Annotated in this window: 18 protein-coding genes; 8 read left to right on the top strand and 10 right to left on the bottom strand. The window is 46.5% G+C overall.

From position 1 onward, the window contains the following. Positions 1–67 precede the first annotated feature (67 nt). The 5 genes from H6F77_RS21380 to recN all read right to left on the bottom strand — a co-directional run bounded on the left by H6F77_RS21380 (position 68) and on the right by recN (position 10218). Positions 68–895: an ABC transporter ATP-binding protein gene (locus tag H6F77_RS21380; protein ID WP_190490934.1), complete on the bottom strand. Its 828-nt coding sequence runs from the start codon at positions 893–895 to the stop codon at positions 68–70. A gap of 397 nt (positions 896–1292) precedes the next feature. After that, on the bottom strand, positions 1293–2414 hold the full coding sequence (bchI, locus tag H6F77_RS21375; RefSeq protein WP_190490933.1) for a magnesium chelatase ATPase subunit I: 1122 nt from the start codon (positions 2412–2414) through the stop codon (positions 1293–1295). 126 nt (positions 2415–2540) lie between these two features. Beyond that, complete coding sequence (locus H6F77_RS21370; RefSeq protein WP_190490932.1) at positions 2541–4940, bottom strand: CHASE2 domain-containing protein; 2400 nt, start codon at positions 4938–4940, stop codon at positions 2541–2543. 675 nt (positions 4941–5615) lie between these two features. Further along, positions 5616–8225: a GAF domain-containing protein gene (locus H6F77_RS21365; protein WP_190490931.1), complete on the bottom strand. Its 2610-nt coding sequence runs from the start codon at positions 8223–8225 to the stop codon at positions 5616–5618. 214 nt (positions 8226–8439) lie between these two features. Continuing rightward, entirely contained in the window at positions 8440–10218 is a 1779-nt protein-coding gene (gene recN, locus H6F77_RS21360) for a DNA repair protein RecN (RefSeq protein ID WP_190490930.1), read from the bottom strand. Between the two features lie 397 nt (positions 10219–10615). Here recN and H6F77_RS21355 point away from each other — a divergent pair, with 397 nt between their 5' ends. Beyond that, entirely contained in the window at positions 10616–12649 is a 2034-nt protein-coding gene (locus H6F77_RS21355) for an ABC1 kinase family protein (RefSeq protein ID WP_190490929.1), read from the top strand. A gap of 107 nt (positions 12650–12756) precedes the next feature. On the opposite strand, the gene H6F77_RS21350 is transcribed toward H6F77_RS21355, so the two are convergent. The 3 genes from H6F77_RS21350 to H6F77_RS21340 are packed head-to-tail and all read right to left on the bottom strand — an operon-like array spanning position 12757 to position 14311. Then, complete coding sequence (locus H6F77_RS21350) at positions 12757–13281, bottom strand: hypothetical protein (protein WP_190490928.1); 525 nt, start codon at positions 13279–13281, stop codon at positions 12757–12759. Next, the gene (locus tag H6F77_RS21345; protein ID WP_190490927.1) at positions 13278–13574 is read right to left on the bottom strand and encodes a hypothetical protein; all 297 of its coding nucleotides are present in this window, start codon (positions 13572–13574) and stop codon (positions 13278–13280) included. The genes H6F77_RS21350 and H6F77_RS21345 overlap by 4 nt, the downstream gene beginning before the upstream one ends. Continuing rightward, complete coding sequence (locus tag H6F77_RS21340) at positions 13574–14311, bottom strand: TIGR04255 family protein (RefSeq protein ID WP_190490926.1); 738 nt, start codon at positions 14309–14311, stop codon at positions 13574–13576. The genes H6F77_RS21345 and H6F77_RS21340 overlap by 1 nt, the downstream gene beginning before the upstream one ends. A 39-nt stretch (positions 14312–14350) precedes the next feature. Between H6F77_RS21340 and H6F77_RS27610 the strand changes: the two genes are divergently transcribed. Further along, entirely contained in the window at positions 14351–14497 is a 147-nt protein-coding gene (locus tag H6F77_RS27610) for a hypothetical protein (protein ID WP_206753486.1), read from the top strand. 27 nt (positions 14498–14524) lie between these two features. On the opposite strand, the gene H6F77_RS21335 is transcribed toward H6F77_RS27610, so the two are convergent. Beyond that, positions 14525–15658 carry a cob(I)yrinic acid a,c-diamide adenosyltransferase gene (locus H6F77_RS21335; RefSeq protein ID WP_190490925.1) on the bottom strand — a complete coding sequence of 378 codons (1134 nt, stop codon included), beginning with the start codon at positions 15656–15658 and terminating at the stop codon, positions 14525–14527. A gap of 123 nt (positions 15659–15781) precedes the next feature. Between H6F77_RS21335 and fraC the strand changes: the two genes are divergently transcribed. From fraC to H6F77_RS21305, 6 genes are all read left to right on the top strand, one after another. After that, entirely contained in the window at positions 15782–16342 is a 561-nt protein-coding gene (fraC, locus tag H6F77_RS21330; protein ID WP_190490924.1) for a filament integrity protein FraC, read from the top strand. Positions 16343–16530: 188 nt separating this feature from the next. After that, complete coding sequence (locus H6F77_RS21325) at positions 16531–17514, top strand: DUF5357 family protein (RefSeq protein WP_190490923.1); 984 nt, start codon at positions 16531–16533, stop codon at positions 17512–17514. Between the two features lie 384 nt (positions 17515–17898). Then, positions 17899–18780 carry a Tab2/Atab2 family RNA-binding protein gene (locus H6F77_RS21320; protein WP_190490922.1) on the top strand — a complete coding sequence of 294 codons (882 nt, stop codon included), beginning with the start codon at positions 17899–17901 and terminating at the stop codon, positions 18778–18780. A gap of 82 nt (positions 18781–18862) precedes the next feature. Continuing rightward, on the top strand, positions 18863–20167 hold the full coding sequence (locus H6F77_RS21315; RefSeq protein WP_190490921.1) for a TldD/PmbA family protein: 1305 nt from the start codon (positions 18863–18865) through the stop codon (positions 20165–20167). Positions 20168–20367: 200 nt separating this feature from the next. Next, entirely contained in the window at positions 20368–23211 is a 2844-nt protein-coding gene (locus tag H6F77_RS21310) for a chloride channel protein (RefSeq protein ID WP_190490920.1), read from the top strand. A gap of 123 nt (positions 23212–23334) precedes the next feature. Beyond that, positions 23335–24093, top strand: a complete 759-nt coding sequence (locus H6F77_RS21305; RefSeq protein WP_190490919.1) for a DUF3747 domain-containing protein — start codon at positions 23335–23337, stop codon at positions 24091–24093. A gap of 175 nt (positions 24094–24268) precedes the next feature. Here H6F77_RS21305 and H6F77_RS21300 read toward each other — a convergent pair whose 3' ends face one another. Further along, a complete protein-coding gene (locus H6F77_RS21300; protein WP_190491048.1) occupies positions 24269–25291 on the bottom strand; it encodes an IS4 family transposase in 1023 nt (340 codons plus the stop codon). Between the last annotated feature and the right edge of the window lie 19 nt (positions 25292–25310).

The following is a 25310-nucleotide window of genomic DNA, read 5'->3' as shown; positions in this document are numbered from 1 at the left end:
CTTTTTCCTCTTTACAGGGAAGGCGTAAATAAAAAGGCAAAAGCTTTTTACTTTTTACTTCCTTAGATTAACCAACAACATGAATTGGCCCATCGATACTGGCACTAAAAAATTGTCTCACCAGAGGGTTATCTGTTGTATCTACATCGCTGACTGCACCCTCCCACTGCACCTTGCCTTGATATAGAAACATAACAAAGTCTGCCGTGCGACGAATAGTGCTATCTTGGTGCGTCACCATAACGTAAGTGCTACAGCCGCCTTGGGCACGCTGCAAGTCGCGAACTAAATCCTCGATCACGGTTGAGGCGATGGGATCTAGTCCGGCTGTAGGTTCATCGTACAGTAAAACTTCTGGAGTGTCTCTGGGGTTGTCTGGGTTGGACATAATGGCGCGGGCAAAACTGACTCGCTTACGCATACCCCCAGAAAGTTGGGCTGGGTAGCGATCGCCCACTCCCGACAAGCCTACCATTTGTAGCTTTTCATTCACCATTTCGCGGATGCGCGATCGCGACAGTTTAGAATGCTGATACAACAAAAAGCCGACATTTTCTTCTACTGTCAGCGAGTCAAATAACGCCGCCTGCTGAAACACCATTCCAATTCCAATCGGATCTTCAGCATCTTCAATTAATCCTTTTCGCAGTTTCCCTGCGACGTAAACCTCGCCCTCATCCGGTGCTAATAACCCAGCAATAATCCTTAAAATAGTTGATTTTCCCGTTCCCGAAGGGCCAATAATCGCCAGCGACTCCCCTCGATAAATTGTTAGATCGACTTTATTCAGAATTACACTGCTACCAAAGGATTTACTAATTCCCTTGAGTTCAATCAAAGGCTCGCCCCAAGCAGAGTTTTTAGCTTCTTTGTCTGACTTTTTAGTTACTTCCAATTGTTTAACGTAGTGCTATAAATCGCCTAATTGTATATTAATATTTGAGGAGTCTAGTCGTTGGCACTTGATAAATTCCTATCAGAGATTGAAATTTAGGCATGGAAATCACAATTTTTATCGCCAGTGCCTTACTTATACTATTTTGAATTTTAGATTTTGCCCTAGTGAGTTTGGAGTAGGGATGATTTTGTAAGCTTAGCGGGTAATTTCAGAACTTCAACCCCACAAGCCTAAAGCAAAATCGTAATAGCTTTATGGTAGTCAATCCCCAGCGTAATTATTAACGAGCGTCTGGAGGCTGTGTTACTACGCCCAAATGTTAACACCGTGAATATTTCAACCTTCGCCCTTAGCTTTGTGTAGGGTGGGAAATGTCCACCCTACTTAGCGCTAATTATCGAACGCCTTGACGGACTCCGTTAGCTTGAGACGTCGAATTATCTTCAGAAGACAATTCCAACCCAAACACGCGGCTAAAAACTTTTTCTACCTTATACCCAGAATCAATAGACTCCAAGGGGTCTTTACGCAATCTGTGTCGCAGACAGAGGGTAATGACGCGGCGGATATCATCTAAAGTTACTTCCGTTCGTCCTTCTAAAGCAGCGATCGCTTTAGCCGCACGATTTGTTACGATGTCCCCCCGCAAGCCATCTACATCCAACTCCGAGCAAACTTGGGAGATTTTCACCCGCAGTTCATAGTCAATCGTTACAGACGGTAGCAGTTCTTGGGCGCTTACCAGCTTTTGTTGCCATGCTTCTTGCTGCGAACTGTATTTTTCTAGAAACGGGTGAGGATTTTGGTCAAATGCGGTTCGTTGTTCCACAATTTCCACCCGCAAAGCTGGTTCTTTCACCGTTCTGATTTCTGCGTGCATCCCAAAGCGGTCAAGCAACTGGGGTCGCAGTTCTCCTTCCTCTGGGTTCCCCGAACCAACTAACACAAACCTCGCTGGGTGACGGATGGAAATTCCTTCTCTTTCTACCGTGTTCCAGCCGCTTGCTGCTGAATCTAGCAACACATCAACTAAGTGATCGTCCAGCAGGTTGACTTCATCCACGTAGAGGATGCCGCGATTGGCTTTGGCCAAAAGTCCGGGTTCAAAGGCTTTGACTCCTTCAGATAGGGCTTTTTCGATGTCGATGGTGCCGCAAACTCGGTCTTCTGTTGCGCCGAGTGGCAGATCGACCATTGTGACTTTTTTCTTAGCAGTAGGGAACGATCCCTGCTGTTGCGCTTGCTGTCTGACTTCATCGCTCATCAAGTCGGGGTCGCTGGGATGGCTGTTGAAAGGATCGCCAGCAACAACATCAATTTCTGGCAACAGGTCAGCTAGTGCGCGGATGGTGGTGGATTTGCCCGTTCCGCGATCGCCCATAATCATCACGCCGCCGATTAATGGGTCTATCACATTCAGCAACAAGGCCAGTTTCATCTCTTCCTGACCAACAATGGCAGTAAAAGGAAAAACCACGCGGCGAGTAGTAGCGGGCGCAACGTCTGTCGGACTCATATCAATTTTGGATTTTGGATTTCGGTTTTTGGATCGCAGACTCTCATTTTAGTTGTTAGTTGTGCATTGAGAGTCCGCAGCCCCCAGTCTTGTAGAGACGACGATTTATCGCGTCTCCCTATTCCCTCATAATGCTTTTAAATCTTTCAGCACCGCTGTTGCCGTTTGGTATCGATCTACGAAGTGGTAGCGCACCATCTTCTCCAAAATCTCGCCCACTTCTTCCCTGATTAATGAATCCCCATTCGGCCCCACAGTCAGATGACGCCAAGTCACGTTGCCAGTGTTTGGGTCTTGCGGCAGTTGATACGGTTGTATGCCCGTGAGAGCTTGAATTCCAATCATTCCCACCGCAAAAATATCGCTGCTTAACGTTGGTTGACCTGCATATTGCTCGGCTGGTGCATAACCTTTAGTGCCTATCGCTACTGTGCGGCCTTCCGCATCATCATTTTCTTGGGGTCGAATCTGTTTGACTGCACCAAAATCAATTAACACCAATTTACCGTCTTGTTCCCGCCGAATAATATTCCCAGGCTTAATATCCCGGTGGATTACGCGATGCTCGTGGATAAAAGCCAGGACTTCCAAAATACCTTTAATTAAATCCAGCACATAGCTTTCCGAGAGACGCTTATCAACAGGCAGTTCGTCGCTGAGGGGATGTCCGGCAACAAATTCTTCAGCTAGATAAAACTCTTGATTTTCTTCAAAATAAGCCAGCAGTTGGGGGATCTGAGGATGCCTGCCTAGCTGTTCTAGAATTTCAGCTTCCGTATCGAATAGCCGTCTAGCCACGCGCATGAATTTCTCATCGCTCCTTGCGGGCTTCAAATGCTTGATCACGCATTCTGGGTTGCCAGGACGGTTTGTATCTGCTGCCATATACGTGCGACCAAAACCACCTTGAGCTAAGACTCTAAGAATTTTGTAGCGTCCGCCCAGCAAGGGGCGAAGGCTGGAGGCGACGGCTGGCTTAGGTTTGTCTGCCGAAGGTTTGCTTGCTTCTTGCTGGGGAAGCAGCGCCGTAGCATCATCGGTGGGCGTTTCGGTCGTGTTTTGTGCAGGCCAAGGTTGCGTTGCATCTTCAGCCCAAGGTTGCGTCCCATCTTCAGACCAAGGTTGGGTCTCCTCTTCAGGCCAAGGTTGCGTTGCATCTTCAACCCAAGGTTGCGTCACTGAGGCGGTTGCCCCAGTTCTCTCGGTTAAGAGTGCTTGCAACTGTACAATAAGCTGTTCCTGTTTTTGGGCTTGGAGGGCAAATTTTTTCTGTTCTTGCTGGTGTTCGTATGCGCTGTAAGCCATAACCCCAAGGCAGGTGGCAACTAAAGAGAAGGCTGGCGCAACGATGGGTATCCATCCAGCTTGCAGAAACAGCACCCAAGATGTGCCCAACAATACTACCAGCGCCCCACCCTCTGCCAGCAGCACGCGCTCTGGAGACCGCAAGCGCCATGCTAGAACGCCGCCGCACAGCGACCAACCCCAAATCCATAATGTTTCGCCCCACTCTGGCCAGAACCAAAACAGCGATCGCCCGTCCAAAACTGAAGCGAGAATTTGACTAATTAGCTGGGCATGGATGACGACTCCCGGCATTTTCTGGTTGCGCCGCATCCCAGCGCTGAAGGGAGTATAGAAGGCGTCATCAATACTGCTGGCGGTAACGCCAATCAGAACAATACGGTCTTTTACCCATTCTGGTTTCAGCTTATCCTGTAGCACATCGGTGAGAGTTATTTCCTGAGCGACACTGGTGGGGGAACGGTAATTGAGCAACACCTGATTGCCACCGTTGTCCATCGCGTTGTAACCACCAGCGTCCCCCGGCAGGCGTTTGATAATTGTTGAACCCAGTTGGAGTTCATTGTCGTTAACTGTTTTGGGGTTAATTCCTTTTTTTTCCAGGTACTTTAGTGCTAGCTGGAAGCTAATGGATAGTTTGCTGGTACAGCGAGAGTCTGCGGGCGGGTCGAGCCACAACAGACCGCGCCGCAGGGGGCCACCCGGGTCAATTGGGATGTCGCTGAAGCCAACCCTGTTGCTTGGTGCAGATGGGGGGGGCGGAGTACCTGGAATTTCGCAAACAGCAAAGATGCGATCGCTATTTTTCATCAAGGTGGCGAACGCTTCATGGCCTGGTTGAACTGGTAGATCTCGAAAAATATCCAGACCTATAGCTGCTGGCTCATACTGTTCCAGTTTTGTCAATACCTGATGTACAACCGCGTCCGAAAGAGGATATTGCTTCTGCGCCTGGATATCCTCTTCGGTGACTGTCACCAGCAGCAGGCGCGGGTCTGGTTCTTCCTTAGTGTTTGTTACTTCTTTGAAAGCGGCACGCCACCGCAAACTTTGGTCATATGTACCCAGTTCCCAAGTTTCTAGCACATCAAGATGACGCAATCCCAGCACCAAGGCTGTTACAGCCGCACTTGCTACCAGTGCTGGTCGTCCCAAGCGGTCGAGGGCTGGGTGCAAGCGGCTCAAGCCAGACATTACGGAACGGAGGGATAAAGAAAACACTTTTGTTTGTACTAAAAATTAAATACTTTGCTATTTTTGACGGTTCTAAAGGCAAATGCCCAAGCCCTGATGAAGAAGCATAATCGCTATTTTTTTCCAGCCTGCCGTTGCGTAAAAAATAGAAAATAGTATTTATTTTTGATGCATATCCACAGACTGGTTTTGCCAACGCTGTCAATCATACTTGACCCGTTGACTTGTTGACTAATTATCTATTGCTGCAAAATCTCAGGTGGTCGGGAATTTAATAAGTGGTGTCACCTCCTGCGATAGATGAGTGTCTTGAGAGGGAATAAATTTTTTTACTGATGTATAAATTGCGATCGCCTGCATGGTGTTTTCCTGCTTAAAATCCCACTATCCGGCATTTATAACTTTTATAGCAGTTTAACCTAAGTTTCTTGAAGTAGAAGGGCGTCTGTATTCTCCAAAACTCCCAGACGCAACCTTATGCTATCTCTACAAGCGATGTCGCTATCCCCCGCCCCTATTTACACTACAGGTATGACGTAACTGGTAATTGGCAATTGTTAATGGGCGATCGCGACCATTTTCCTCAACTTCAGAGTCTCACTAAGAAGAAAATCCGCGTCTGGAAATAAAGGCGCGATCGCATTTATGAATTAACCACAACAGCGATCGCGCCCAGCGCAACAATATGCGGGCATTCTGAGACTATTTTTCAGTCATCGTCCACACACCATCCCAATTTTCGGCTGGGGGGTTAGTGAGAAAATGCTGACAGCGCTCTAAGTGCAACGCCGCTGCTTTATCGTTTTTGTCAATATCCTCCAGAATTGCACCAAACTCACCCATAGCCCGGGTAAACTTCCGGTTAAGGAAATACTCCCGCCCTTTCTGGTAAAGCTCTATCGCCTGTTCCTTCTGGGAGGAAATTGGTTCATCGCGCAGCCCCACCAGCTCATAAATTGACACGGGGTTACTTTTGCCTTTAACGCGAATGCAGTCAAGCTCTCTTGCCCAGACGCGATCGACGCAAGGTAGATAGGTACTTTCGCTAATCACAATATCGCAACCATATTGCTTACTGGCACTTTCCAAGCGAGATCCCAGATTCACGCCGTCGCCAATGGCTGTAAATTCCATGCGTTTGCTAGAACCGATATTGCCGCTAATAACGCTATCAGAGTTAATGCCAATACCAATTCTAATAATTGGGTTGCTAGTTAGACTGCGACGAGCATTGAACTCGGTCAAGCGATAACGCATTTCAACTGCCGTTTGTACCGCCATCCAAGCATGATCTTCTAATGGCAAAGGCGAACCAAACACAGCCATAATGGCATCGCCGATATATTTATCTAGCGTGCCCTTATGTTTAAAGACGGCATCTACCATCGACTCAAAATAGTCATTAAGCATCTGCACCACTTCTTCAGCGTTCATGTTTTCCGTCAAAGTGGTGTAGCCGCGAATATCTGAGAATAAGACAGAAACTTCCTTGCGATCGCCCCCTAATTTTGCCTCGCCGCTACTGAGTAATTGCTCTGCTAATTCCTGCGTCATGTAGCGATACATCGTACTCTTGAGGCGCTTCTCATCGCTAATGTCGTCCATCACCACCAGAGCGCCCCTCGCTCGGCTATACTCATTCGCGTCGGCAATCGTGTTAATCGATAAATTAACGCTGTGTTGGTTTTCGGTTGTAGACTCTAATATTTGATCCGGGTAGTATTGCTGGCGTCCTTTTTCGTCTTTTGCAGCGATCGCACTTGCGAACCATTTGCCAAAGTTGCCTTCTTTTATCCGAATCAGATCGCCAATCTCTTTGCCTTCGAGCCGTTCCTCATCTTTGTAGCCCAACAGACGTTTTGCACTTTCATTTGCAGCGATAACTTTTCCGTTCTTATCTGTTGATATCACTCCATTCGACAAGCTTCGGAGAATATCCCGCTGCATTTGTTCCTGCTGTTTAACCGTCGCAAACAGCTTGGCATTTTGCAGCGCCACCCCCGCTTGAATGTTAAATATCTCCATGAATTCTTGATCGGTGCGATTAAAACTCGCCTTCCACCGATCGGGTGCCGAAGGCCAGTCATCGCCATTGTAGGCGGGGAAATCACCTGGCTTTGTCTTATTAAGTAATTGCGTCACCCCAATCAACTTGCCATCGGTATTAAACACTGGCATGCACAATAAGCTACAAGTGCGATAACCCGTTCTCTCATCCGATTTTTTTGAATTCTCTGAATTAGGATGGTCGTATAGGTCAAACGGAATTAACAGCGCTTCGCCAGATTCAGCAACCATTCCTGCAAATCCAACGCCTATAGGACATCTCAGCTCCCCCACATCGGGGATTTTTGTCCACAAATCTCCGCGATCGTCATCCAGCAACCACAGCGTACTGCGATCTGCGTTCATCAATTTCTTGGCTTCATCCATCACCCGCGTCAGCGTGTCTTCCAAGTCCAAATTGCTTTGAGAAAGCGATTGCGTGGCTTTCATCAGCGCATCTGCTGCTCGCTGTCTCTGGGTGGCCATGTAAAAAGACCGCGAGCTTTCCAGGATCAGGCGAATCGACGGGGCAAACTCATTAAAAACTCTTTCGTCTTCTGCCGTAAAGCCTTCTGTATCAATGCGTTCTGCTAACGGCTTTGTTGGATCGTCGGTTAATTTTAACTTGTTGAGCAATTGCACGACTGCAACTAAATCTCCCCCTGCACTCAACAAGGGCAGCGTCAGCATCGTGTAGGTGCGGTATCCCGTTGTCTTATATAGCTTTTTTGATGCCTCGGAACGCGGGTCGTCGAAGAAATCGTAACCATTGTTGACAACATGCTTTCTTGTGGCGACATCGCCCGCAATCCCTTTATCCGCTGGAATTCTCAGCTCTAATGGGCGTCCGTCCTTCCCCTCGGCAAGAATCGACCAGAGTTCATTTTTTTCTTCATCTAGCAAAAATATTGTTGTGCGGTCTGCGGCTAGCAACTCCCCAGTTTTTAGAGTAATCGCATTCAACATATCTTGCAGAATGGCTTCAAACCCCTGGCTATCCGTCAGCATGGATAGGGTTTGATTGACCACTTCAAGTTTTTGTTCGACGCCTGTGACTACCTCTTTGAAAGTTTCCTGGTTGAGGGGCGCGAGAAAGGCAGAGAAAGTGGGGCTGCTTGTGGCTAACGCACCCTTGTTTCCAGATTCGACAGTATTATTTTGAGGTATTTGACCTACGGGCTGGTCTTCAACAACCTCGACGGAATTAATATCAATAACCCTGGTTGAGTCTTCCCAGCCGTGTAGTGACGTAGATGAAGTTTTCATATATCTCAAGGCCTAGAGCAAGGTATGAGGCTGTGTAAGTATCTTACAAATTTAACGGAAAGATTTTCTGTGTCTAGTGAGCAAAGGCAACACTACCCATAGTTTACTCTTTGATTCCAGATTAAACACGGCGGGAAGTTTTTTGTACGGAGTTGGTTCGTGGTTGGTCGTTAGTGACCATAAACAGCCTTGCAATAATGAGTACCTGTGAGTGCTAGCTGCTAACGGCTGACTGCTTCATTTGACGCCGATTAGCAGCTTGAGCAAGTAGGGATTCTGCCCAGGCGATCGCTTCGTATGCAGATTGTCCGCCAGCTAGTTGCGCCAGTTCTTCGCGACGTTGGGACTTGTCAAGTCCGCTGACCCTCACAACTGTGCGAACTTCTTCTGGATTTTGGATTTTGGATTTTGGATTTTCTATTAACGAATTTCCCTCGTGACTTCCGATTACTTGTTTGTCAACGCGATAGTGATGGTCAGCCATTGCTGCTACTAGGGGTTGGTGAGTGACGCACAAAACTTGATGGCCTTGGCTGAGTTGGTGGAGTTTTTCCGCGATCGCTTGTGCTACTCTGCCCGAAACACCGACATCAATTTCATCAAATACTAGGGTTCCGCCTGTTTCTGCTTGCGAAAAACAAGCTTTCAACGCCAGCAAAAATCTGCTCATTTCCCCCCCGCTGGCGATCGCGGCTAGCGGTTGCAGCGGTTCTCCTGGGTTGGGACTAAAGTAAAAAGCAACCAAATCTGCACCCGCCGCTGTTGGCGCACAAGCAACGATTTTGACCCCAAATTGTACTTTTTCCATTGCTAATGGTTTCAGCTCTGAAATCAGCCTTGCTTCCAGCTCTCCTGCGGCGATGCGGCGCAGGCTTGTCATTTGTTCGCAGACTTTTGTCAATTTTTCTTGACATAACTTATAGGTTTTTTCCAGTTCTTCAAGAGACTGGCCGCCGCCATTAAGTTCTGCAAGTTCTGTGTTGATGCGCTGGCTGTAGGCGATCGCTTCCCCTAAAGTCGGGCCATACTTGCGACAAATCTGTTTAAGCGCCCTAATTCGCTCCTCTACTTCACTCAGCCGCTGGGGATCGGCTTCGAGTCCTTCACCATAAGCGTTAATCTGACGCCCAGCTTCTACAACCTGCGCCAAAGCCCCACTCACCATATCGAGAATTGGCTGTAAGCTGGCATCGTACTCCACCATGTCCATCAGAGTTGTTTCGGCTTGGCCTAACAAGTCGGCACCATCTGGCTCACCAGCGTCATTTTGGTAAAGCGCTTGATAAACTTGGTAGCTGAGTTGTTGCAGATCTACCACGTGGCTCAGCCGCTGGCGTTCTTGTTCAAGCTGTTCTTGTTCGTCTGCTTCGCTGAGATTGGCAGCATCTAATTCTTTGGCTTGATATTCTAGCAAATCTAGCCTGAGCAAGCGTTGCTGCTCTGACTGGCGGCGTTTATCTAGGGCTTGCTGCGCTTCTTGGCAGCGGGAAAAGGCATCTGCCACAAGCGATCGCTGTTTGCTTAAGGCAGCACCACCGTAAAGATCGAGCAATTCCCGCTGGATTGCTGGTGTTGTAAGTTGTACGGTTTGCCCTTGGGCGGTAATTTCTACAAGGCGATCGCGCAGGCGATCCAGCATCTGCCGATTAACCAAAACTCCATTAACACGGGAACGGCTGCGAAGGCTGCCATTCCCCGCAGCAAGTTCGCGACAACAAACTATACAGTTATCGTCGAGCAAATCTATCTCCTGCTCGTGCAGCCATGAAGCCAAAACTGGATCGACCTTGAATGTAGCTTCCACAACGGCGCGTTCTGCACCAGTACGAATCGACCATCTGCTGACTTTACCGCCCAAAGAGACATCCAGGGCATCTAGGATAATTGACTTGCCTGCGCCAGTCTCGCCAGTCAAGACATTCAACCCAGCGCCAAATTCAAGTTCCATCTGGTCGATCAAAGCAAAGTTTTCAATCCGCAGGGAAAGAAGCATGGTTATCCAAGAGTGGGAGATTATGTGACAGGTTCGAGTTGTAGAAACGCGATGAATCGCGTCTGAGTTTTGTTAGCTGCGCCAAGTAGCACGTTTTAAATTAATAACTCATATGAGTAAGTCTATGCTCCAGTTCCCATTACCCATCGATAATTAAGAATTCCCCTTGAAGGAAGAGGCAAGGCGATCGCATTGGCTAGACACTGGCAATAGAACAGCATGCAAGTACGGCTTAAACTCACCCCAATCGGTGCTGGGGGATACCACCCTTAAGTTTAGAACTTTCCCCTCCAGAGTGAAGAGTTTAGAGTGCCCCAGCTTACTTGTCACCTTTCCGCCTAACCGCATAGATTGTTACAATACTTAATAGAGTCGCTCCCAGCCTGTCATCAAGCTTATGAACCTAAAAACAGTCTCCTCTGCCTCAGCTCGGTTGGACGCAACAGCCGTGACGGAAAAGCCTGCGGCGCTGATTACGGTAGAACCTGTAACAGTTGAGTCCAGCTTGATGGAAACCCCAGAAGAATGGGAGACAACGCCCAGCGTGCAACAGTTACGTTACGACCCAGTTGCCATTAATGAGTTATACAGGGGGCGATCGCTACAGGTGTGGGGTCGAATTTTGGGTATTGTATTACCCTTCCTCCGCTTTGGCTTGGGCTTGTGGTGGGATAAGCGAACTGGACGCGGGGAAAAAACTCAGCGCAAAAGAGCAATCCAGTTGCGGGAAATGATAACCAAACTGGGACCCGCTTATATAAAAGTGGGACAGGCGCTATCGACGCGACCGGATTTAGTTCCCATTACATATTTAGATGAATTGACGAGACTGCAAGATCAGCTGCCACCGTTTCCCAATGAGGTAGCTTATCAGTTTATAGAGGAAGAATTAGGCGATCTCCCTCAAGAAATTTACGCCGAATTGAGTCCCCAACCAGTAGCAGCAGCTTCCTTGGGACAAGTTTATAAAGGCAAGCTCAAAACTGGCGAAACTGTTGCTGTCAAAGTGCAGCGCCCCGGCTTGCGCGAAAGTATTACTCTCGATGTCTACATTTTGCGACGTCTGGCTGAATTTGCCCAAAAGAACCTCAAACAGGTGCGTAGCGATTTAGTCGCCATCATGGATGAATTTGGCGCTCGTATCTTTGAAGAGATGGACTACGCCCAAGAAGGACGCAACGCCGAACGCTTTGCCTCTTTGTACGGTCATTTGGAAGATATTTATATTCCCAAGATTTATTGGGAATACACGGGCAAGCGCGTTTTGACGATGGAGTGGATTAATGGGACTAAGTTGACTAAGCCCCAGGAACTTAGCGCCCAAGGAATTGATGCGGTGCATTTAATTGAAGTGGGCGTACAGTGTTCTTTGCGGCAATTGCTAGAACATGGATTTTTCCACGCCGATCCGCATCCTGGAAATTTGTTAGCGACTACAGACGGCAAGTTAGCTTATCTAGATTTTGGCATGATGAGCGAGGTGAAGCCTTATCAGCGATATGGCTTGATTGAGGCTGTAGTTCACATGGTCAATCGCGATTTTGAAGGGCTTGCCCGCGACTATGTGAAGTTAGAGTTTTTGACGCCGGATACCGATTTAACACCAATTATTCCAGCACTTGCCCAGGTGTTTAGCAATGCTTTGGGGGCGAGTGTTGCGGAGATGAACTTTAAGAGCATTACCGATGATATGTCGTCGTTAATGTATGAGTATCCTTTCCGGGTTCCGGCCTATTATGCGCTAATTATTCGCTCTTTGGTGACGCTAGAAGGGATTGCAATTAATGTAGATCCCAACTTTAAGGTGTTGAGTAAGGCTTATCCTTACATTTCAAAACGGTTGTTGACAGATCCATCACCAGAATTACGCGCATCTTTGCGGGATTTGCTGTTTAAAGATGGTCGTTTCCGCTGGAATCGTTTGGAGAATTTGTTGAACAATGCGCGTAACAGTCCAGATTACGATCTCAACAATGCACTGAATCAGACGTTAGAATTTCTGTTTTCAGAGCGTGGTGCTTTTATCCGCGATAATTTGGCGGATGAAATTGTTAAGGGTTTAGATTCGCTAGGGCGAAATGCCTTCCAGAACGTGACTTATGCGCTGCGGGAACGAGTGGGTTTGGCAGTTAATGAAGCCCCAGCGACGACAGATGCATCGCAAACTTTGGAACATATTCAACGGATTTGGGGTATTTTGCAGGAAACGGAGGGTTTCGATCCGCTGAAATTGTTGCCAGAAATTCCAAAGTTGTTGGTGAAGCCGGAGACGCAGCAATTAGGGCAAAAGATTGCGGGTGGTTTGGCGCAACGGCTGGCGGCGCGGCTAATTCGCGAGGTTTTGCTCAAGGATGCGCCGGAGGCTGAGAAGAATGCTTACAAGCCACAACCAGCGCAAAGGTTAGCTTTACCTGCTGCGGCTGTGAGATAGGTTTTTTGGGTGTGGAAGTAAAAACCCGGTTTTTTAGAGAAAACCGGGTTTTTTTGATTATGTATTAATGGTATGTTGTGCCCACCCCTGCCTACCGATTGTCTTTCTCATTTGAATTCTGGAATCGTAGATGGCAAACCAACCCGCATGAAGAAACGGGCGAATGTTTGTGAAAAGTGTTCGAGGAAGGGCGATCGCAGTCGCCACCTTGAGCCTAGTTCAGTAGAATGTTTCACGAGATAGTCATAGGGCAAGCTGTAGATCTCGCGAAAATCTACAACGAGTGCTTCTCGATTGTTGGCTGGGTTCGTTGGTGATGCCAGCATATGGAGTCCCTCGACTCTACCTTTTAGTACGTCATTCCATCTACCTTTTTTGGCAAATGCGGGGTTAATTTTCTCAAATTCCGATATTGGGTAAATCGGAATCATCGCCACTAAACGCGCCTTTTTGTTTTCAAGGTCGCAACTCTGGGTGACAATAATCAGATCGAACTCGTTTACTTGTACATCTTGGATATCGGTGTCTCCATCAAAGTTCGGGCCAAACACTGGGACAAGACATTGGGGTAGATAGTCACCCTGCCTAAGCGTTGGCTCATTCACGTTGACCCAGAAAGGCTGTATTGTCATTCGTCGTCTAGGGGATAGGGCAGCGGTTCTCCACGCCCCTGTAAGTGGTAGCGGACGCGCACGGTGAAGGAGCGTTTCGGTGGCATAGGGCGGTAAGAAATTTCCTCCGTATCTGGAAGAATTATGCGAAGAAGCTGAGTGCGATCGCTCAAATGTTGCCAGACAGTCTCAGTAATATCGGCAAGTTGCCGCCCTTCATTACTCTGTAGTTGGGGTGTAATTTTTGATTCTCGCACCAGCAATTCAGGCGAGATTGCCATTTTCTCAGGAGGTGAGGCAAAAATTGTAGCCATCAGTTTATCAACTCCCTAGTACGGTCAGTAATACAAGCTTCAAACACTTGGTCTGTACGGATGTGCAATTGTTCCAGAATCTCCCAGAGCGCTTTTTCTTCGCTAGGAAAATCGCTGTCTCGAAATAAGTCTATGTCTAAGAGGACAGAAACCACATTTGGGTTTTGAGGTGGAATGATAGCTTGATTTAGAAGGAGCATTGCTGTTAAATCCACTTGGGGGATTTGTAACTGCATAAAGTAGCCACTTAGCCCTTGCGGTAAGTCTGCTGAAACTTCAGGGACTGTGCGTAGGTAGTCCTTGAGATCGTCTAGAGGCAGAGGGAAATCCAGTCGGTTTATGTATCGTAATGCTAACCGGGAAATGCTTTTGGGGTTGGCGACTGACCGATAAATATTCCACAGCCGTTGTGCTTCATCTCGGAATGTTTCCCAGCGTTCGTAGGGGGCAAGCCTACTAAATGTGAAACCATCCAGACGAGCCTGAAAGCTATGCTTCTGGTCGCTGCTCAAAAAGTTGTAGCCTATTTGGGTTTGACTAGCTGTAGCCCCAACACTAGCACCTGCCAGCATTTGACCCTGAAAAGCCAAGATATCTTGACTCATCGGGTAAGCCGCCTTTATAGCTAAATGCACGTCCGTCAAGGTGGCAAGTGTCACATCGTCAGGAAGCTCAAGGCGCAGGGAGATCGCCGCTTCGGTGATTGGTGCTTGTGAATAGTGTTTAGGTGCGTGCATAGCAACGATCCTATCTTTCTCTGCCTCAAGAGGCAACCTGTGATTTTAACACCATTAGCATATAGTCTTACAGCTAAGCGTTTAAGGAATAGCCATTGCACTCTCCCCCATCCCACACCAAATAAAGAGCGATCGCGCTTTCTCCATCCCTTACTAGAGAAGCACGCTCGCACCTTCTCCACCTAACGCTAGAACAGCGCGATCGCTCGTTACCTAAAAATCAACCCCGCGCTTTAAATCAACGCCTTTGTCTGCATAATGCTTGTGACAAATCATCTCAGAATGCACGCTGGCGAGATTAAAATAAGCTGGTGGATGCAGACACCTACCCGTAATAATCACTTCAGTATCGCGGGGTTTACGCAATAGCGCTTGCACTATCGGTTCAACTGGTAATAGTTCTAAATCAACTGTGGGATTTAATTCATCCAAAATGATAGTTTTGTAGAGTCCAGAAGCGATCGCGCTCCTAGCAATTTCCCATCCCCTCTCTGCTTCCACATAGTCTAACTCTTGCTGTTGTCCGCGCCACACGATCGCATCCCTACCGCAACGCTGATGATCGACTAAATGAGGGTAACTTTGATGTAAAGCAGCGATCGCCGCATCCTCTGTATACCCAGTCCCCCCCTTCAACCACTGCATAATCAAGACGCGGTGCGACAAATCCTGACTAATCCCCCAACCAATAGCCTGCAACGCTTTACCCAGCGCACTTGTAGACTTGCCTTTCCCAGCACCCGTATAAATCTCAATCCCGGAAATCCCTTTTTCTCTAGACTCTGGGTGATCGTGGGGTTTCATTTCAGAGTGCAAATCCGCAATATCTAACAGCGCTTGCGGCGTCGCCCTACCTGTGACTATGATTTCTAGATGTTCGGGTTTATGTTTCAGCGTCCGAATCACTTCATCGAGAGGCAATAATCCCAAATCCAATACGGGGTTAAGTTCATCCAGCACAACAACCGAATATAAACCAGAAGCGATCGCGCCTTTCGCTACATCCCATCCGCGTTGCGCTTCCATCGTGTCAAAGCGAGTAATTTCGTCACGACCAAAAAACTCAGCGCGACCAGTCCTAACTTGGTCGATAAGGTGAGGAAAACCCCGCTGCAACGCTTCAATCGCCGCATCTTCCTCATAAGACCTTTCTGGGCCTTTGAGAAACCGCAGCAGCAGCACTCTGGTGGCTTCTTGGGTATTAATCCCCAGCCCAATCGAGCGCAAAACAACTCCCAGCGCCGCCTGAGACTTCCCCTTGCCAGCTCCATCATATACGTGGATCTGACCTACAAGACGCTCTTGACGCACTTGAGCCGTGCGAATGCCAATTCCAGTTCTGGTCATAGTGAACCAATAAAACGTTTTAGACTTTAGACTTTAGACTTTAGACTGTCTATAGTCCATAGGGCAATTCACAGTTTACGGTCGATGCCCTCTCCATCCACAGGGAACAATTAACAATCTAATATGAACAATGTTTTACCCTTACAGGCGATTCTCTGGCAGTTGTTTTTTTTGCTGATTGCGATCGCTCTTGAAGGATACATCTTGCAGTTGAAGCTAAACTTAAGTCGCAAAGCCAGCATTGACTACGCTATGGCTATTAATTTAATTACCACAATCTTGGGCTGGTTTTCTTTTTTTTATTTGCTACCTATATTACCAAATTATATAAAATATCAGGCAATTGGTTATATTTTTTTAGATCGTTTTACCCCTCCCCAAACAGCAACTTTGACTTTAGAGGTTATACTGACCCTCAGCATAATTTTTATGAGTGCATTTATCGTTAAACTTCAATCGCTAAAATTATTGCAAAGGTTTTTAGAACCCCCTAAAGAGAATGAATCGGCAGAGGATCAGAAAAATAAACTTAATCGCGGTAATCGTCTTAGCAGTCTCAAATCAACTTTTTCGCTTAGTAATCCCAGCAAAGCTACGGTTATACTGGTAGCAAATGCCTTGAGTAGTAGCGTAATTGTACTAATTTTGTTAGTGCGATCGCTGCGAGTACATAACAATGGATAATAGCAATTCCTTATTTTGGTAACATTGCAATTAGGTATCGTAATAAATTTCAAACCACCCACAAACATAAACTAAAATAGTATAAATAAAAATGTCAAATCGAAATGGCAATGACCAATTTCTTTTCTGTATCAGCCTACCACAGTCTAGCCCAAGCGTAACTTTTTAATAACTAATAAACAGTTAAAGTGGAAGTTATTATTAATGTTTTTAAAGAAATACAAAAGCTACTAACGCCACCCAGAGCTTTTTCTTGGCAAACCCTAATTTGGTTGTCTATATTTTCCTGGATAATGTCATCTTTATCCACAGAGCCAGTCCAAAACATTCTAGCGTTTATGGGCTGGATATTTTTAATAACAGGGGTAAACTGGGCGACAATCGTAAACCCTCCAAAAATTGCGGGATTCTCTGTTGGGCCTTGGTTTACAGGTGCATTAGTATGTATTTTTATATTTGGTAACTGGACAGAAGGAAGAAGCTCCATAGCTTTGATTTTTTGGCCACCGATTTCGGCAATTATTGCCTGCATTCCTGACTTTTTTGCTCCTGGATTAAAATTTAGATTTCCGCCACTATCAGTTAGGCCAAGAATAGTAATTTTACTGGCAAGCAATCTTTTGATAAGTTGCTGGTTGCAATTTTATTTTGTGCTGCAAAGCTGGGTAGAACAATATCCCACATTACTACTACTAGATAATTTACAAAAAAGTGCTTTTTTAGTAAGAATAGGAACGCCATCCGAGTTAGAACCCAGAGGAAAATTAATACTCAATTCTTTAGAGCCTAAGTTGAGAGACCAACTTAATAATCGAGCTTGGCCAGATGTGGAGCGATGGTTGATAAATAAAAAAATTACACTTGAAGTTATTAGGAAGCAAGCACAAAAAGAACTTAAACCGCAAGAAGAAGATTTTTGGTGGGTATTGAAATATGAAGTATCATCCGCAGGTTCTGGATATAACTTAAAACTACGTTCAGTTTGGCAAGGGCCTCGCCCCAAGCAAGGAGAGTATTATCTAGAAAAAGTCTGTCAAATTAGGCAAGTTCCGCGACGAGCTAACACAAAGTCATCTGGGGAAACAACCGAAGCGGGAGAGCTTTATGTGGGGCAAGTAAAGTGCAATCCGGTGAGTGACTTGTTGTTTATTTCAACCCGTAATAGAGCTTAATATAGAACGTTCAGATACCCGACTTCTTTAAGAAGTCGGGTATCTCGCCTTCGCGAATTACTTAGGACTGCTATAAAGACTTAGAGAGCCGCACGTCAAAATTTAAACCCTGATAGGGATTATTTAGCGGGGCTTGGCAATTTGAGGCATAATACCACATTCCGTTACCAACCAAGTGAAGGGATTCCCAGTAGGGAAAAATTTGGGTAGTTTTAAGGAGAGCAAGGGGACATAGTTTTGGACAGCGAATAGAGACGATAGGCGATCGCCTATGCAACCCCCTTCGCCCGTATGATGGAAATGGCACTACGACTATAAATTTAGAACCTTCTAAAGCCAAGGTCGAAGCCTAAAGTTTTAAAATAGCCAGATTCTATCAGCCGCATGGGAACAGTTTGGGAATTAGATTTTTACTCTCGCCCAATTGTGGACGAGGACAACAAAAAAATTTGGGAAGTTTTGGTGTGCGAGAGTCCGTTGCGAACTATGGCGCAACCAGAGTCCCTATTGCGGTACGCAAAGTTCTGTCCCAGTACGGAAGTAAACTCGGTTTGGTTGCGGAAGGCAATAGAGGAAGCGATCGCGCAATCCGGCTATGCTCCCACAAAAATCCGCTTCTTCCGTCGGCAGATGACTAACATGATTGCCAAAGCCTGCGAAGACTTGGGCATTCCAGCAATTCCCAGCCGCAGGGTTTATGCCTTGCGCGGGTGGCTGCAAGAGCGGATGCAGCAGATATATCCTAAACATCCCAATTATCAACCGGGCAACATGCCATCCGTCCAATTAGAAAAAACCGCACCAGCCCGCCTGCCAGATGCCTTAATCGGCCAGCAGTGGGCGTTTGTTAGCTTGGAAGCAGCGGCATTAGCAGAAATGGACGAGTGGGAAGTTGCCTTTGGCGAAGCTTTCCCGTTGCAGCTAGCTTATGACGCACAAGGAGAACCTTTACCGCCTGACGCCATAATTCCAGGCGTGATAATTTTCTCCCCCAGAGCGCTGGCTCTGGCTGGTTGGATGTCAGGAATCGAACCAGCTTCCCTAAAATTTGATAGTGGCTCAAACTCTAGATTGTTGTTAGAAACAGGGGCATTTGACAGCTGGATTTTAGCAAACATCAAAGATCCAAAAATTATTATGGAAGCAAAGAACTTTGAGGAGGCGAAGAAGAAAGCCAACACGGTACATTTTATAGCTGTACAGTCCGACCCGCAGGCGGAATCCTTTGCTGGGTTCTGGCTAATGCAAGAGTTGAATTTGGCATAAGTTAATTGTTCATTGTTTATTGCTCCTTGCTCATTGCGATGAAGCATGAATTATGAACTATGAACCATGAACCTAAGAACCCATGAACAATTCGCCAGAAGAATCATTAGCAGAACAGTTGTTGGATCTAGCCGCTAAGTCAGGCGCACAAGCAGCGGATGTTTACCAATCGCGATCGCTTTCTTATCCTGTGTTCTTTGAAGCCAACCGCCTCAAACAACTCGAAAGCGCCCAATCTGAAGGTACTACCTTGCGTCTTTGGGTTGACGGGCGTCCGGGTTTGGCTGTAGCTTACGGGCCAGTTGAACCTCAAGCTTTAGTAGATAAAGCGATCGCGCTCTCGACACTCAACGAACCCGAACAAGTACAACTAATTACCAATCGCGACTGTGTTTATCCAGACTTAGGAGAAACAATACCAGTTGGGAGCATGGTAAAACAGGGCAAAGAAGCGATCGCGATGGTTCGCGAAGTTTACCCAGAAGTACTTTGCACCGCCCAATGGGAATGCGAAATAGAAACTACGCGGCTGCTCAACTCCGAAGGACTAGATTGCCGCTATACGGACACTACTGCTAGTTGTTATCTCTCGGCAGAATGGGTGCGAGGAGAAGACTTTCTCAGCGTCTCCGATGGTCAACAAGCGCGGGATAAACTGGATGTTGCCACGCTAACCCAGCGCATCTTGCAGCGCTTGTCGTGGGCATTAGAAAACGTCGCCCCTCCTACGGGACGCATACCCATCTTGTTCACAGACAAAGCAGCAGATATGCTCTGGGAAACCGTGCAAGCCGCCGTGAATGGCAAACGAGTACTCGAAGGCGCTTCTCCTTGGAGCGATCGCCAAGGCAAGCAAGTCACCAGCACCAGCCTCACGATATCCCAGCAACCACAAGTTGGCCCTTTTAGCTGTCCCTTTGATGACGAAGGCAGTCCCACTCAGCACTTGGTTTTCATCAAAGAAGGCGTATTGCAGATGTTTTACACCGACTTGATGACAGGACGTGCCTTGGGAACCAGCAGTACGGGAAACGGCTTTCGCCCCGGTTTGGGCAGCTATCCCACCCCCGGTTTAGTTAACTTGCTGATACATCCGGGTAAAGGTTCGCTAATCGATTTGATTTCGCAAATGGATGAGGGACTGATAGTAGACCAGATGCTAGGCGGCGCTACTGGTATTTCTGGGGACTTTTCCATCAACGTTGACCTCGGCTACCGGGTGCAAAAGGGTGAGATTGTGGGGCGCGTCAAGGATACGATGGTTGCAGGAAACATCTACACGGCGCTGAAACAGTTGGTAGCGCTGGGAGACGACGCCGATTGGAACGGGCCAGTGCTAACGCCGTCTGTGATTGTAGAGGGATTGTCTGTCACCGGAAAGACTTAGTAAATTGGTAATTGGTAATTGATATTGCCTAATAGGACATCGTTATAGCAATTCTAAATTCGGTTCTATACATCTGTATGGGTACAAAGCTTTGCCCTCCTACAGAGCGAGTGTATGAATGGGAGCGATAAACGCTATAGCAGCGATTAATTATTAGCAATTCTTCGGATCAATTACCTATTACCTATTAGCTAGTTATTATGAATTATTTGAGATTGGCGAGGTTGAGGCTAAAGTCTTTAAACTCAAAGCTCAAAATTAAAGACACCATAAATGGGCGTCTTTACAACGTATTGTTAGGGATATGGGGCGGCTTGGTCAGTTGGTTTAAAACAGTCATTTTGGGACTGTTGATTAAAGCCGACCGTACAAATAAATTGGGTTATATAAACTCAAAATTCAGAAATCAAAATAATCTAAGAACGCTGTTGCTCCCAAGGCAACAACTGGCGATCGCAGAAGCCTGTCTAATTGGGGTAATCTCCGGGCTAGCAGCAGTATTGCTCAAAACTGGAGTCGGCGCTTTAGGACAGTGGCGAGTCTATACCTCATACCACATCACAGCTTGGGTTTCATTACCCCTCATCGGCATCGGATTCGGGCTAATGGCTGGCTGGCTGGTCGAGCGCTTTGCCCCTGAAACATCTGGTGGCGGCATTCCTCAACTCAAAGCCGCCCTCTCGCTTAGTGCCCAAGCTCTGCCTGCCCGTTTCATCGCGCTCGATTTGCGCGTAGCTGTCGTTAAAATGGCGGGCGCGATTTTAACCCTTGGGTCAGGACTTACCTTGGGAATACAAGGCCCAATCGTACAAATAGGAGCGGCGATCGCCGCTCAACTCAGTCGCTGGGTTCCCACTTCCCCCGATCACCGCCGCCAAATGATTGCCGCTGGTGCGGGTGCTGGGCTAGCCGCAGGTTTCAATGCCCCCCTGGCTGGCGTGCTGTTTGTTATCGAAGAACTGCTCCAGGATTTATCTAACCTTACTTTGGGTGCGGCAATTCTTGCTTCGTTCATTGGTGCTTCCATCTCCCGGTTATTGGGCGGTCGCAGCCTGGAACTCAACCTGAACCAAATCCAGTATCAAACAACTTTTTCACTTCAGGAAATTCCTTTTTACCTCTTGCTGGGTCTCCTGGCTGGATTATTTGGTTCGCTATTTAATAATGGCGTTTTGACTAGCCTGAGTTTATATCGCCGTCTCTCGCTAAGTTTACCCCTGCGAGTTGCACTTGCTGGCCTGATGTCTGGAATCATCATCGCCCTACTACCCGATGCCTTCCGCGACAACAGCGGTTTGAGAGAATACCTGATAACTGGCGAAGCTAGCTGGAAACTAACCGCCCTTGCCTTTGTTGCCCACTTTATCCTTACGCTTATTGCGGCTGGATCGGGCGCACCGGGAGGACTATTTGCGCCTAGCCTGATTCTTGGTTCCTCTCTGGGTTATCTTGTCGGCGTGTTGCAACACCATCTGCTAGGAATTGGGACACCGCTTACCTACGGTCTGGCTGGAATGGGGGCATTTTTTTGTGCTGTCACCAAGGCTCCGATTACGGCTATTGTCATCGTGTTTGAGATGACAACAGAATTTAACTTAGTTTTGCCGCTAATGATAACTTGTGTGGTTTCTTACCTGATAGCGGAAAAAGTTGCCAAAGGGTCGCTATACACCCGCTTGCTAGCGGTGAATGGAATCGATCTACAAAAAGAGCCAACTATCGATGGCTCTCTGCGCGAACTGAAGGCGACAGATGTCATGCAACGGCGGGTGGAAACTCTAAGCAGCCAGATGACGATGGATGAAGCAGTGCAGGCATTCTCGCGATCGCATCACCGGGGTTTTCCTGTCGTGGATGCCAACGGGAGGCTGGTGGGAATCGTTACGCAAACCGACCTGGCACTTTACACCGAACGTCAGCTACCTGGAAACATACCCCTGGCACGAGTTATGACGCCGAAGCCAGTGACGGTTATCCCGGAGGCATCTTTGGCAGATGTGCTTTATTTGCTTAACCGCTATCAACTTAGCAGGTTGCCTGTTACGGATGGGCGGAAGTTGGTGGGAATTATTACTCGCAGCGACTTGATTAGAGCGGAAGCTGATAAGTTGAACGGTGCCAAGACTGAGATCGGCCCCCGGCCAGAGCCTTCTTATGTAGTGTATCAAACGCGATCGCCTGCGGTAGGCAAAGGAAGATTGCTGGTTCCTCTTAGCAATCCACAAACCGCTGAAGCATTATTACAAATAGCAGGAGCGATCGCTCTAGAACGTAATTTTGAATTAGTCTGCATCCAAATAGTTCTAGTTCCACGCCACAGCAATCCCGCTGCTACTGCCGTGAGGACTGCTAAAAGCCGCCGTTTGCTGCGGCTGGCAGAAAATTTGGGACGGCGGTTGCAAGTGTCAGTTCACACCCAAGTGCGCGTAGCCCACGATGTAGCAAATTCTATTTTGGAAAGCATTAACGATCAGCATATCGATATGCTGCTTATGGGCTGGAATGCCGAACCGCCCGGTGGAGGTAGAATTTTTGGCAATGTTGTAGACACTATTATTCGACAGGCAGCTTGTGACGTGATTTTGGTCAAAATAGGCGCGTCGCATACCGCAGGTCAAGTTAATCCATCTTTCTGCTTCCTCCCTTCAGCCTTTAAAAAGTGGCTCGTACCAATTGCAGGTGGGCCAAACTCCGAGCATGCTTTGCAACTCCTACCCGCCCTAGTTTTTTTGAACGATTCACCTTTAATCAAACTGTGTCAAGTTTTCCATCACTCTAGACTGCTGCCTGACACGACGATACTGGAACGATCTGCACACTTTCTCAGTCGCGAGTTGAATGCGAGCGTGATGGCGGTTCCTGTCCGCGCTGGTTCTGTCTCCGATGCGGTAATTAATCTTGCACAGACAGAAAAATCTGATGTGGTGGTTTTGGGAGCCAGCCGCGAGGGTTTGCTAGAGCAGGCGATTAAAGGAAATATTCCAGAAGCGATCGCGCGGGGTGTTACCAGTACCGTCATCCTCGTCCGCAGTGCTGCTAAATAATTGGCTATCTTTACATTTATCAATTAACAATCCATGTTTAATTTATAAATTTTCTATGAAGTTCTCCTACTCCGGATATCTCTTGTTACTTTGGTAAAATTAATTAACTTACTGCCAAGCTTTATGCGAACAAAACATCGGCTACTATTCGCCACTACGGCTATTGCTTCATTGTTGGCTTTTGGTACTTTTACCCCCGCAAAAGCTGACGTTTTTGACTCAACCGAAGTAAATGCAGATAACTTTATAGCTATAGCTGTTCCCTATGGTAGCGGTAATTACCAACTGCTCGTACTCGAACAGTTATCATCAAGGCGAGCGTGCTGGAGAGAAAACGGTTCGGCCCCCGTTAGAGTTGAACCATTGCTACTAAACTTTGACTTTACAAACATTTGCGGACGCAGTACTGATAGCAACGGCTATTCTATCCGTATGGGAAATACCGATATGGGTCAGAAGTTCGACTTCAACATTGTGAAGGGCGATGGTGAAGTTGTACTCGTAGGATCAAACTTGCGCGATCGCAGTATTCCTCCTATTAGAATTGGTAGCACCAAAGGCATGACCAGTGGCTTTATGAAATTTATTCTCGAACCTGGTTGGCGCTTTGCCAAAAGAACCTATCAAGGTAGAATGCTAGGTCACATTTATCTTACAAATGATGCCGTAGCAAGCAGTTCCGGCAGCCGCCCCACTCGTTTGCTACCCTTGCCACAGGTTCCAATAGAGCCGCCCCAAGAGCCTCCAGTCAGGGAAGTGATTTTTACCAAACCAGGAGCTGCACCACCTGCAACGCGGGGAACTGTTCCTACTGCCAGACCTGAAACAAGACCCCTACCCCAAAAGCCAACATCTCGTCCCAGAGTGGTGCCCACATTTTAAAATTTCTTAAAAAGGATAAATACATTCAATAGTAAAGAGCAAAAAGGTAAATCTGAAAATATTTCCGGTTTACCTTTTTGCTATTTACTATTTATTGGTACAAAATCAGAAATGTTGAATGCTGATACAAAACTTTACATAGATAGTTACACTAACTCTAAAAAGCCTAAATTAGTCAACATAACATCATCTCCTCAAACCAATGAACATAACTGATTTTCTGACACATACAAGATTGAAGATAGCGGAATTTATCTAATAGTGTATGTCCCCATTGTGTGGGAATAGATAAAAGCTGTAAAATCAGATAAGCTATCAAACTAACGTAAATTTGTATGGTGATACAATTGACGTTTTTGGTAATTAATTTGTCAAGTTTCAAGTGCATCTTTAAAAACTTCCATAAGAGTTCAACTCCCCAACGTAATCGATAAATATCCCTAATTTCATCATCACTAACAGCTGCATCTCCCGCTGAAGGTAAATTAGTTACTAAACGGAATTCAGTTTTAGTTTCTAAATCACAAAAATTAATGACTCTATAGGCTTGAGCATCATCAGATGCACCTACTTTGACTAATCCACTTGCATCCTCAAATTCTAGTTTCCAATTGTTTTTAATTCGCAAAACAAAGTATTTGTTTTCTTGCACTAATTCTTGGATAAATTTCAATCCAGCAAACCCTCTATCCATTACTCCGACAGCATTTATTGGTAGATTAGACATCATTTTTGAGCCAAATTTATAATCATGGTCGTGACCAAAATTGATGAAGTTATCTGATGGGCTTCCTGTGGAGAGATTTAAGGAACTGAACAGCTTGACTTGATGATGACCTAGTACCCATAACAACCTACTTGTCAGACTAATAATTGTTGAATCTATTGGACAAATTGCATATTTATCGTGTAACTTTTTTTGAACTTTTTTCTGTACTAATTCGTTTAATTTTTGGTAAATTTCTTGAAATTGTTTTTGGCTTCGATATAAATTTGCTTTAGAGAAAGTAGAAATATCTACCTCAAATCCTGTGTTATTTAATCTTTTAAATAAATTTCGCATACTTGTTAAACTGTTATCCAGGGCATAGGATAGCCAGCACTCAAAAAATAGACGACTGTTCAATACTGGATAATCGTTTTTTGGCAGTTTTCTCAGTATATCTTTGACAATTTTTGGAAATGAATTTATAATCACAATCAAACTAATATATTTT

Origin of the sequence: Microcoleus sp. FACHB-831 (genome assembly GCF_014695585.1) — a bacterium.
GTDB lineage: Bacteria > Cyanobacteriota > Cyanobacteriia > Cyanobacteriales > FACHB-T130 > FACHB-831.
Note: the sequence above shows the minus strand (reverse complement) of the source record. Positions and strands in the feature narration are given on the sequence as shown.

Bases quoted from the DNA above. Each gene is read 5' to 3' on its own strand.
- H6F77_RS21320 (WP_190490922.1), top strand. From the start codon at position 17,899: ATGGGAACAGTTTGGGAATTAGATTTTTACTCTCGCCCAATTGTGGAC.
- H6F77_RS21350 (WP_190490928.1), bottom strand. From the start codon at position 13,281: ATGACAATACAGCCTTTCTGGGTCAACGTGAATGAGCCAACGCTTAGG.
- H6F77_RS21305 (WP_190490919.1), top strand. From the start codon at position 23,335: ATGCGAACAAAACATCGGCTACTATTCGCCACTACGGCTATTGCTTCA.
- H6F77_RS21340 (WP_190490926.1), bottom strand. From the start codon at position 14,311: ATGCACGCACCTAAACACTATTCACAAGCACCAATCACCGAAGCGGCG.
- H6F77_RS21315 (WP_190490921.1), top strand. From the start codon at position 18,863: ATGAACAATTCGCCAGAAGAATCATTAGCAGAACAGTTGTTGGATCTA.
- recN (WP_190490930.1), bottom strand. From the start codon at position 10,218: ATGCTTCTTTCCCTGCGGATTGAAAACTTTGCTTTGATCGACCAGATG.
- H6F77_RS21335 (WP_190490925.1), bottom strand. From the start codon at position 15,658: ATGACCAGAACTGGAATTGGCATTCGCACGGCTCAAGTGCGTCAAGAG.
- bchI (WP_190490933.1), bottom strand. From the start codon at position 2,414: ATGAGTCCGACAGACGTTGCGCCCGCTACTACTCGCCGCGTGGTTTTT.
- H6F77_RS21365 (WP_190490931.1), bottom strand. From the start codon at position 8,225: ATGAAAACTTCATCTACGTCACTACACGGCTGGGAAGACTCAACCAGG.
- fraC (WP_190490924.1), top strand. From the start codon at position 15,782: ATGAACAATGTTTTACCCTTACAGGCGATTCTCTGGCAGTTGTTTTTT.
- H6F77_RS21355 (WP_190490929.1), top strand. From the start codon at position 10,616: ATGAACCTAAAAACAGTCTCCTCTGCCTCAGCTCGGTTGGACGCAACA.
- H6F77_RS21310 (WP_190490920.1), top strand. From the start codon at position 20,368: ATGAATTATTTGAGATTGGCGAGGTTGAGGCTAAAGTCTTTAAACTCA.
- H6F77_RS21345 (WP_190490927.1), bottom strand. From the start codon at position 13,574: ATGGCTACAATTTTTGCCTCACCTCCTGAGAAAATGGCAATCTCGCCT.